The following is a 10,476-nucleotide window of genomic DNA, read 5'->3' on the forward strand; positions in this document are numbered from 1 at the left end:
GGCGGGCTGCCTATAGCCGCGCCCGCCGCACCGACCGCGGTATCCGCCGTGCCGTACTACACCGGTTGATCACCAGCGTAAGCCGGGACGCAGTCAGCGTCCGCCTGTCGGGATAGCGGCACCGACGCCGCCACCCGGCATGCCTCCCACAGATCATCGAGGGAATGTCGCGGGGGATCCGAAGCAGAGCCCGCAAAGAGCACGGAGCGGCCGGGGAGGCTTCCAGGATCGGGAAGCCTCCCACCTCGGCTGGCCCGCGGCCGCTGGCGCTCCCTCGTCGCGAGGTCCGGTCGGGCCTATGTCCGTCGGTAGAGTTGCTGGTAGCGGGCGGCAGCGTTCGGGTTCCGGTAGACGCAGCCGGGCCCGAGAGGTCGGTACAGGTTGGAACCGACGTCCCTGGATCACAGTTGCCGAAGTAGAACTCGTACGCCAGTCCCTTCCCCGCATGTTCCAGGAACCAGTCGTACATCCACTGGACGAAGTTGGCGCTGTCGCCTCCTCCGTTCGATCCAGCGCCGCTCACGACCCCCACTCGCCGATACCGAACGCCTTGTTGTGCGCCGTGGCGAAGTTGTACCAACAGGTCAGTCCGCCAACCGCTGTGGCCTGGGCGTCGAATTCCGCCTTCGTGCGTGACACCGGCCAGGCATCATAGGAGTCCAGACGACGGTGTCGACCCAGGCGTCGCCCGGATACATGTCGATCGCGTTGTGGCTCGGCGGGTTCTGCGAGTAGTTGGCGTCGAGGCTCCACGATATTTCGGGATCGGGTTCGGCCGTGGACCTGATGGCGTCCACCACGTGGCGCCAGCAGTTGATGAAGTCTGTCGGGTTTGTGGCGGACCACGGGAACCGGTTGCCGTTCGCATCCCAGGCAAGCCGGATGTCGGAACTGGCGGCCGCACCGCGAGCGCGGCTCGGCACGGGTGGCACGGTCCAGCGGCCCGCGCGAGTGACCGGTCCGGCGGCCCCGCGGTCGTGGGTCGGGTCGGCATCCGCGCCGGTTTCGCACCAGCCGCCACAGAGCCGCCCCAAGATCATGATTGCCTGTCCGGGATTGTGACCGACTCGGGGCGGCGCCACGCGCACGAAGCGGGCATTGCGCAGGTGAAGGGACCGCGCCTCGGGGGACGGCCGTTCGACCCGCTCGGGCTCGCTCGAGGCATCGACGTGGCCGGCGGCGGGGAACAGCCGACCCGGGCGCCCGCGGGCAGGATCGTCCCTGACCTGTCAGCCATCCCGGCTGGTTCGGCAGCCGTCGACGCCGAGGACAACCGCGACCTCACCAGCAATTACCGAGCCACTGACCAAGCCATCACCAGGGACTTTCGAGACATTACTCGGTGAATTCCTGGAACCTCTCCGCCCCTACAGCCAGGTTTTCCCCTGGAAAGATCCGGTAGGAGATCAGATCACGAGACGGAGTGCGCAATATTTTGTGGCACGCACGTGGTCTGATGATGTGTCGCAGGCGGTCGGCCGATGCCGCAGAATGAAATTCTCGGACGCCGATGCCGGTCTCGACACACCCGATTACCGCACCAGGGGTTCACGCTCGGGCAACGTCGTGAACCACCGAACTCCCGGTGCCAGACAAATGGAGTGAAACCTGTGATGGTAAGTGACCGTCAACCAGTCGCGCGCTTCGCGGTGGTGGCCGCCGCTTCCTCGGGGCCGGTCGACCTGAGCAACCCGACGTCAACGGACGCCTCGGCCACCACGGCGCGGCCACCGTGGCAGGCCCGCCCGGCCGCGACCGCCGTCACCGGGCCGCCGGGCGCCCCAGGCCTCCTGGTGTGTGGGGACGCCAGTGGCCTGCTGGCCGGCCTCTGGCAGAGCGGCCGGCACCGGGTCGACGGCTTCCTGTGGCAGGCCGGCACGGTTCGCCGCCTCCCCGGGAGCAGCCGTCCGATCGCCATGAGCTCTCTGGGCGTCGTGGTCGGCGAGATGATTGGCAGGCAGGGCCCGCAGGCATTCCGCTGGAGCTACGGCATCCACTCCGCGCTTCCCTCCCTGGGCGGCACGGACATCCCGGGAGGGCATTTCAGTATCGCCGTGAGCGTCAACGGCCTGGGCCTGGTCGCGGGCAGCAGCAGCACCGACAGCGGCGATCGGCATGCCTGTCTGTGGCGGGAACACATCAGCGAGGACCTCGGCACCCTTGGCGGCCCGGAGAGCTCCGCCGCCGCCGTCAACGACCTCGGCCTGGTGGTCGGTACGAGTCAGACGCGCAGCGGGGCCGACCACGCGTTCGTGTGGTCCGACCGCCGTATGCATGACCTCGGCACCCTCGGTGGCACCTGGAGCAGTGCGTCCGGTGTGAACAACGCCGGGCTGGTCATCGGGAGCAGCGGCACGGCGGACGACCGGACCCACGCGTTCTGCTGGCAGAACGGAATAATGACAGATCTCGGGACACTCGTTGGAGATGAGCACAGCGAAGCCGTCGCGGTGAACAACGCCGGCCAGGTGCTCGTGCGCAGCTACGGCGGGGGAGTTCGGGCATTCCTCTGGTCCGGCGGCGACCTCACCGAGATCCACGGTTTCGGCGAGGGTTGGGTCGACCCGGCCGGGCTCAACGACTCCGGCGTGGTCTGCGGAACGGTCGAGCTCCCGACCGGGGACGGGCATGCGTTCCGCTGGCGGCATGGAGTGGTCACCGATCTCGGGACCCTCGGCGGGAGGCAGAGCTCGGCCAGTCACGTGACGGCCGGTGGAGTCGTTCTCGGTGAGGCGGTGAGCGTCTCGAGCCCCGTCCCCCACGCCGCTTTCTGGACACCGTAGTGGTGCCTGAGAGCGGCGGTGCGCCGCATGCCACAGCGAGCGGCCAGCGTGGCGACGCCGGCACCGCCTACAGACCAGCAGAACGGCCCCGGCGCTCCGACGCCGTCCGCAACCAGGAGCGCCTGCTGACCGCGGCGCGGGCGGTCTTCGCCGAACTCGGCACGAACGCACCGTTGAACACGATCGCGCGACGCGCCGGGGTCGGCCCGGCGACGCTCTACCGGAACTTCGCCAACCGCGAGGACCTGATCGAGGCCGTGTACCGCGAGGATGTCGCCGGTCTCCGCCGCCAGGCGGACGAGCTGGGCGACCGGCTCCCGCCCGGCGCAGCGCTCGCCGCCTGGCTCCGGCAGCTCGCGAGACACCTCCTGGCCCGGCAGGGGGTCTTCGTCCTCGAGCTCGAGGGCCCGCCAATCGCTCCGCTACCGCGGGCGGCGCCGCCCGCCTCCCCCGCCACGCCGCTCGGTGACGCCGGAGCCGGAGTGCTCGCCCGTGCTCAGCGCGCCGGCAGCGCGCGTGCCGATATCACCGTGGACGACCTGGTGGCGGTCACGGCCGCGCTCGTGTCGGCGCTGGGCCCTGGCGGCGGCGAGCGAAATTCCGGCACGCCCGAGTCCCAGCCGGCCGCCGGCGAAAAGGGAGAAATCAGCGTCCAGCATTCACAAGATCATGATACCGGCGCATATCTTGACCGGCTGCTGTCACTCGTCGCGGACGGCTGGCGGATCAGCGACCGCGGCGGTCATCCCTAGCCGTGCTTCGAAGGCTGTGCGTGGCACGGAGAGCATCCCCGCGGTAGGCGGGCCTCCACGGTGCGGGCACGCATCGACCGTCTCGTAACTGGAATGTTCCCTCAGATTATGATCAAGTGCAGGCCATTGTGATCCGCTCCGGGGCCGGAGAAGTCCGGCCCGTTCCAGGTCGACTGCGCGAGCGGCGCGATATCGCCGGGTACGGCGACGATGACGGTCCCGTACTTGCCGAGGAGATCCATAATAGTTGACCTGATCCGAATAAATTCGACACCCGTGTGCCCAACGTGCACCGGGCAGAGGTCGCCGCTGTCCAGACGCGCTATTCCGTCGGGTATCTGCTCACCGGCGGCGACCTGGGACCGGTTCTCCATCCGCCATTGCCGTTCGCTGAGCCAGCCCACGACGACCAGGTCGGCGAGACCGTCGCGCTCCAGCCGCAGCCGCGCTCGCGCCACCATCGCATGGTGGACAGCCGCCGCGGCCGCGGCCGGTGCCGCCACGGGCGAGGTTCTGTCACCGGTGCTGACGAGCCTCTCCCCGTCCGGCGTCAGCCGGACGAGGCGGCCCTGGTTGGCGAGCACCGGCTCGGCGTATGCGACCCCGGCGTTCGCCCAACGGGTCACGATCGACCGTGCCGCGTTCTTCGAGATGAGCCGAGCGGGGTTGAGCACGTCAGGAAGGTCGGCCTCGAAGACCGCATGCATATCGAAGATCCACTCGAGCGCGTGCAGATCGCGCGTGTTAAGTCGAACCGTCCCCTGGTCGGCTCTCCTCCTAGGTATCCGAGTAGCCACCGTTCCTGCTGCCTCCACGCACTCGCAGTACACCGGACGGAAGTAGATTCCCAGAGGGCTTTTGACCCTGAGAGCCATCACGATCCCGATGAGACAAGAGTACATGGCAAGGAGACAGAGGTGAGGAGACGAGCGACTGGCGGTCGGGCGACTTCGCCGGCTGGCCGGCAGATAACCGGCGACCGACCGGCTCCTGCCAATCAGGCCGGCATTCAAAGCGCCAAGATGCGACGTCGCGATGACAGGCCGAAGCACGCCCACGCGGAACTGATTATTTAAATCAGGCACAGATTTTCAGGAACCAGATGGGAACTCGTCCACATTGTCCGGAATTTTTGAGGTACCAGCATCCGCCTGGACAGCAGGCGAGAATCGACACGCCCGCGTGCGCCATCGGCAGCCACAGCACGCCACGCACAGTAGGCACGCCGACATGTAATAACGATGTGAGAGAGACGCCCTCGCGATATGTCTCTTTCACCGGCTGACACCACGTTCGGGTCAGTTAACGACCCGTTCGACGAGCATTTCGCGTCGGCGCGTTACCGCCGCCGTGGAGGGGACAGGCGCGGACGGCTCACCCGGCACCGCGTCCGTGGCTGGTCCGCCGGTGTGACTGGTCCCGGCCGATCCACGCGAGCAGGGCGCCCAGCGACGGCAGGCAGACAACAGCGAGGACTGTGGCCAACAGCCATCCGGCGAAAACATCAGTGGGCCAGTGCACCCCGAGGTAGATCCGGCTGAGCCCCACAGTGAACGCCCAGATGCCCGGGACGGCGACAGCCGCGACCCTGGTGGAGCGCCTGCGGGCCCGGCGGTACAGCACCGCGGCGAGACCCGCGGCGACCAGCGCCGAGGTGGTCGTGTGGCCGGACGGAAACGCGAAGCCGGAAGGATAGGTCATCCAGTCCGCCACCGGCGGTCGCGCCCGGCCGACGATGACCGCCAGCGAGGTCCTCAACAGCTGTCCCAGCAGCAGCGCCACGACCCCGGCGACGGCGCCCAGCCACCACCACCGCCACCGCCACCGCGGCACCGCCAGGGCACCGGCGACCGCGGCAAGACAGTAGGCGCAGGCACCGACGCCGGTGTCGGTGACGGCGACCGCGACATCGGACAGCCCGGGGTTACGGTGAGCCAACACCCACCGGTGCCACCCGGCATCGAACCCGAACGGCGTTCCACTCCGGAGGACGACGGCGCCCAGCAGCACCGTGAGCAGGACCCCCGCGGCTCCGGCGACGGTGTACCGGATGGTCTCGGTGCGGGCCCGCTCCGAACCGGGCGGGCCCACCAGCCGGTCAGAGGTCGAGCGCACCAGTTGCCCGCCGGGTCGACGCATGTCCGCCAACGGAAGTCCCCGTCGGCACATCGGTGATCATCACACGAGTCACCGGCAGGGCCCGTCGGGACACTATGGCCCCCGCTTTGATGTCAGGCGCCGCGACACAGCCGATGATGATCGTTTTCAACGGTCCTGTTCCCCGGTCGAGCCTTCTCCGTCGGTCGTTCGCGACTGGTTTTTCGTGGCCGTTCCCTGCGCGCTTCCCCCTTCCGCAGCCGAGCTTTCGCGTTCGGTTCCGCGGTCGTTTCGGGCCCCGCGACGCGCCTCGACCGAAGAGCGCGTCCCGCCCGCCGGGTGCGCCCCGCCCGAAGACCGCGCCTCGCCCGAAGACTAGGACGGCCGACATGTGAGGACGATGTGCGACGGCCCTCCCCTATCACCATCAGCTCCCCGCTGTATGGCTGCTCCGCCAGGCCGTGAAACTGGCCGGGCCCCCGCTGTGCCGACCGGAAGCGATAGCCAGCAGGTGTTTCCCGGCTGGCCGCCGTTGACAGGCAGGAAGCGGCATCCGGATGGCATCCGCGTACTGCGGTACCTGGGCTGTCAGCCCAGGTACCGCGGTACCACCGCCGGGCCCGAAGATCGGACCACGGTATGACGAATCGTCTCGGGCCCACGCCTAGCGTCTCCCGGCAGGACGCCGGGAATCCGGCGGACGGGTCTGAGAGGGAAGCGATGATCGAGGCGCGACAGCTGACCAAGCGATACGGGCCGAAGACAGCCGTCGACGGTCTGGACTTCACCGTCCGGCCGGGCTCGGTGACGGGATTTCTGGGGCCGAACGGCGCCGGTAAGTCCACCACGATGCGAATGATCATCGGATTGGACGCGCCGACCGCCGGCTCGGTGACGGTGAACGGCCGGGAGTACGCGAAGCACGCGGCTCCGCTGCGGGAGGTCGGCGCGCTCCTGGAGGCGCGGTCCATCCACCCCGGACGAACGGCCTTCGACCACCTGATGGCCCTCGCGTACACCCACGGCATCCCCCGCGCCCGGGTGGACGAGATGATCGAGCTGACGGGCCTGGGTTCGGTGGCCCGCAGGCGCGCCGGTGCCTTCTCGCTCGGCATGGGCCAGCGGCTGGGCATCGCCGCGGCGCTGCTCGGGGACCCGCAGACCGTCATGCTGGACGAGCCGGTCAACGGGCTCGACCCGGAGGGTGTGCTGTGGATCCGGAATCTGCTCACCGACCTCGCGGCCGCCGGGCGGACCATCTTCGTCTCGTCGCACCTGATGAGCGAGGTGGCGCTGGTCGCCGACCATCTCATCATCGTCGGGCGCGGGCGGGTCCTGGCTGACACCACCGTGCGGGAGCTGGTCCGGCAGGCCGGCGGCGACACCGTGGCGGTCGCCAGCGCCGACCCGGCGCGGCTGCGCGGCCTCCTGGCCGGTCCCGGGGTCGAGATCACGGCGACCACGGGGTCGGAGCAGTTGAGCGTGACCGGCTTGTCGGCCCGCGAGATCGGGACCAGAGCCGCTGAACACGGCATCGCGCTGTTCGAGCTCACCGCCCGGACGGTCTCCCTGGAGGACGCCTTCATGGCCCTGACCAAGGACGCCGTCGAATACCATTCCGAGACGACCGTGGCGAGGGCGGCATGACCACCATCACTGAGACCCGGCCCGCACCCGCGACGCCGTCCCGGACGGCCGGCTCCGGTCAGAAGGTGACCGGCCGGCGGGTGCTGCGTTCCGAGTGGGCCAAACTGTGGTCGCTGCGGTCGACCTGGATCACGCTGACCCTCGGGCTGCTCTTCCTGTCCGCGGTCGGCGTCATCGCCGCGGTGCAGTACAGGTCGATGACCGGGCCGGGCAGGCACCTGGACCCCGGCCTCGCGGACGCCACCACCCAGAGTCTCGCCCTGTTCGGGGTGCCGTTCGCGCTGGTCGCGCTGGGCGTCCTGGGGGTGTTGACGACCTCGGGCGAGTACACGTCCGGCATGATCCGGTCCACGCTGGCGGCCGTCCCGCGCCGCCTGCCGGTGTTGTGGGCCAAGGCCGCCGTCCACGGTCTGATCGCCTTCGTCCTCAGCGTGATCGGTGTGTTCGTCGCGTTCCTCGTCGCCAGCGGGATTCTTTCCAGCACCCCCATCGCCATGAGCGTCACCGACGGTGGTGTCGTGCGCAGCCTGCTCGGCGCGGGCCTCTACCTCGGCCTGGTCGCCGTGATCGGGGTGGCGCTGGGCGCGCTGCTGCGCTCGACCGCGGGCGGGATCTCGGCCCTGGTCGGCACGTTCCTGCTGGTACCCAGCCTGATGCCGCTACTGCCGAGGTCCTGGCGGACCGACGTCACCCCGTACCTGCCCAGCAGTGCCGGCGAGTCGGTCTTCGCCCTGCACCACACCGCCGGCACGTTGTCGGCCGGTGCGGGGCTGCTCGTCCTGCTCGGCTGGACGGCTCTCGTCCTCGGCGGGGCCGCGCACCGGCTCGTCCGGTCGGACGTCTGATCCTCCGGTGCTCGCGGTGAGCGGCGACGACACGGCCGGCGGGCTCGTGGGACATCCCGCGACCGCCCGGTTGTTCCACGCCGGACAGCGGGTCCGGCAGTGGGACACCGCACGCCCCTGGGCGCTGGACACCGCCGTCGTGGTCACGATCTTCCTCGTGTTCTGCCTGCCCGCTCTCCCCCACGACGGGGACCCTCCGGACACGCCGATCCCCTTCGCCTGGCCGCCGCTGGCCGAGATGCTGCTGTTCCAGGCCGCGCTGCTCGTCCCGCTGTGGTGGCGGCGCCGCGCCCCGCTGGCGGCGTTCCACGCGGTCATGGCGGCGTTCGTCGTCGAGCTGGCCGTCGGTGTCCTGCTGCGCGCCGACGTCGCGCTGCTGGTCGCCGTTTACAGCCTGGTGCTCCACGCGCCGCTGCGGCGCCTGCCGTGGGCGGTACCCGCGTCGATCGCCACGTTCGTGCTGCTCGTGATCCACCTGTCCACGGTGCTGCCGGTGGGGGATGTGATCTTCCTGCTCCTCAGCATCGGCGTCGCGGCCGCCGCGCTGGGGTTCGCGGTGCGCATCCGCCGCGCGCAGCTGGCCGCGCTGCGCGACCGGGCCCGTCAGCTCGAGATCGAGCGGGACCAGCGCAGCAGACTCGTGGCGGCCAGCGAGCGCGCCCGGATGGCCCGCGAGATGCACGACATCGTCGGCCACAGCCTCGCAGTGATCATCGCGCTGGCTGACGGCGGCGCGTACGCCGTGGACGTCGCGCCCGAACGCGGCAAAGAAGCGCTCAACCTGATCGGCGACACCAGCCGCCGGTCGCTAGGCGAGCTGCGCCGCATCCTCGGCGTACTGCGGGAGCGTGCCGAGGCGCCCGATCTCAGCCCGCAGCCGCGCATCGCAGATCTCGACTCGCTGTGCCGGCGCGTCCGCGCGGCCGGGCCGCAGGTCGAGTACCAGAGCGCCGGTGAGCTCGATGCACTGGATCTCGGGGTGCAGCTGGCGGCGTACCGCATCGCCCAGGAGGCGCTCACCAACATCCTCAAGCACGCCGGCCCGCGCACCCGGGTGCGCATGGCGCTGCGCATCGACGGCACCCGGCTTCGGATCATGATCCGGGACACCGGCCCACCCGACGCCGCCGACCGGCCCGCTCCCCCCGGCGAGCCGGGTCACGGCCTGATCGGAATGCGGGAACGCGCAGGGCTCTACGGCGGCACCGTCGCGGCGGGCCCCGCCCCGGGCGGAGGATGGAACGTGGCAGCCGACCTCGACCTCACCCCGCACGAAACCCCACCGCACGAGCCCGAAGGCGACCCCACATGATCAGCGTGCTCATCGTGGACGACCAGCCCCTGCAACGCCTCGGCTTCCGCATGCTGCTCGAGAGCAACCCCGACACGGAGGTGGCCGGCGAGGCCAGGAACGGTTCGGACGCGGTACGGCAGACGGCGGACCTGCGTCCCGACGTCGTCCTGATGGACGTCCGCATGCCAGGCATGGACGGCATCGAGGCGACCAGACAGATCGTGGCCGGCGGCGGCCGCTCGCGCATCCTCATGCTCACGACCTTCGATCTCGACGAGTACGTGCACGCCGCGCTCCGTGCCGGCGCCAGCGGCTTCCTGCTGAAGGACGCCTACCCCGAGGAGCTCCTCGCCGGCATCCGGGCGGTCGCCGTCGGCGACGCGGTCATCGCGCCCGCCCTCACCAGGCGCCTGCTCGACGCGTTCGCACAGCATCTCGGCGATACCCTTCCCGACGGGGAGCGGGCCGCCGACCCACGCCTGGACACGCTGACCGAACGGGAACGCGAGATCCTCGTCGCCATCGGCCACGGCTGGACCAACGGCGAGATCGCCGAGCGGCTGGTCCTGTCCGAATCGACCGTCAAGACCCACGTGGGCCGCGTGCTCGCGAAGATCGGCGCCCGGGACCGGGTGCAGGCCGTCATCTGTGCCTATGACCTTGGCCTGACCCGCCCGCAGGCCCGCGCCGAAACCGCCCGGGACGGCAGAGCCGACAATCGGCAATAAACGGGCGGGACAGGCCGCACGCCGCACAATTAAATTAACATCAGCAGGATCGTCGAACTGCGCGACCGCACGTTCCCGGAGGCCGTCCATGCTCCCGTCAATCCTTGACATCACCTGGGAGAAATCGCGTCCACCGACGCCGACGAATACATCGGCGCCCTGATGCGTTGGCATTTCACGGAATCCTGGTCACGACTCCACCGCTACTCACCAGACATCGTCCGCGCCATCGTTCAGCAGGTCAGCGGCGTCTCCTGTCGTCGTCTTCTTCCGGCGGGCGCGCAGGTACTCGATCAGGACCGGGACCACCGAGATCAACACGATGAGGAT

At 69.7% G+C, this 10,476-nt stretch carries 8 protein-coding genes; 6 read left to right on the top strand and 2 right to left on the bottom strand.

Annotation, left to right across the window (positions count from 1 at the left end; translation table 11 throughout):
* Positions 1 to 1,613 precede the first annotated feature (1,613 nt).
* Together MXD62_RS25900 and MXD62_RS25905 are read left to right on the top strand one after the other, a co-directional pair.
* Positions 1,614 to 2,783 carry an HAF repeat-containing protein gene (locus MXD62_RS25900; RefSeq protein ID WP_248832037.1) on the top strand — a complete coding sequence of 390 codons (1,170 nt, stop codon included), beginning with the start codon at positions 1,614 to 1,616 and terminating at the stop codon, positions 2,781 to 2,783.
* Positions 2,783 to 3,535 carry a TetR/AcrR family transcriptional regulator gene (locus MXD62_RS25905; RefSeq protein ID WP_248832030.1) on the top strand — a complete coding sequence of 251 codons (753 nt, stop codon included), beginning with the start codon at positions 2,783 to 2,785 and terminating at the stop codon, positions 3,533 to 3,535. The genes MXD62_RS25900 and MXD62_RS25905 overlap by 1 nt, the downstream gene beginning before the upstream one ends.
* 101 nt (positions 3,536 to 3,636) lie before the next feature.
* Here MXD62_RS25905 and MXD62_RS25910 read toward each other — a convergent pair whose 3' ends face one another.
* On the bottom strand, positions 3,637 to 4,620 hold the full coding sequence (locus tag MXD62_RS25910; RefSeq protein WP_248832031.1) for a hypothetical protein: 984 nt from the start codon (positions 4,618 to 4,620) through the stop codon (positions 3,637 to 3,639).
* 289 nt (positions 4,621 to 4,909) lie between these two features.
* Positions 4,910 to 5,650, bottom strand: coding sequence for a phosphatase PAP2 family protein (locus tag MXD62_RS25915; RefSeq protein WP_248832032.1), 741 nt, complete (start codon positions 5,648 to 5,650; stop codon positions 4,910 to 4,912).
* Positions 5,651 to 6,352: 702 nt separating this feature from the next.
* Between MXD62_RS25915 and MXD62_RS25920 the strand changes: the two genes are divergently transcribed.
* The 4 genes from MXD62_RS25920 to MXD62_RS25935 are packed head-to-tail and all read left to right on the top strand — an operon-like array spanning position 6,353 to position 10,146.
* A complete protein-coding gene (locus MXD62_RS25920; protein WP_248832033.1) occupies positions 6,353 to 7,279 on the top strand; it encodes an ABC transporter ATP-binding protein in 927 nt (308 codons plus the stop codon).
* Positions 7,276 to 8,124: an ABC transporter permease gene (locus MXD62_RS25925; protein WP_248832034.1), complete on the top strand. Its 849-nt coding sequence runs from the start codon at positions 7,276 to 7,278 to the stop codon at positions 8,122 to 8,124. Before MXD62_RS25920 ends, MXD62_RS25925 begins: the two co-directional genes overlap by 4 nt.
* A 16-nt stretch (positions 8,125 to 8,140) precedes the next feature.
* The gene (locus MXD62_RS39860) at positions 8,141 to 9,436 is read left to right on the top strand and encodes a sensor histidine kinase (protein ID WP_248832035.1); all 1,296 of its coding nucleotides are present in this window, start codon (positions 8,141 to 8,143) and stop codon (positions 9,434 to 9,436) included.
* A complete protein-coding gene (locus MXD62_RS25935) occupies positions 9,433 to 10,146 on the top strand; it encodes a response regulator transcription factor (protein WP_248832036.1) in 714 nt (237 codons plus the stop codon). The genes MXD62_RS39860 and MXD62_RS25935 overlap by 4 nt, the downstream gene beginning before the upstream one ends.
* The last annotated feature ends 330 nt before the right edge of the window (positions 10,147 to 10,476 follow it).

Source organism: Frankia sp. Mgl5, from assembly GCF_023242985.1.
Classification (GTDB): Bacteria; Actinomycetota; Actinomycetes; order Frankiales; family Frankiaceae; genus Parafrankia; species Parafrankia soli.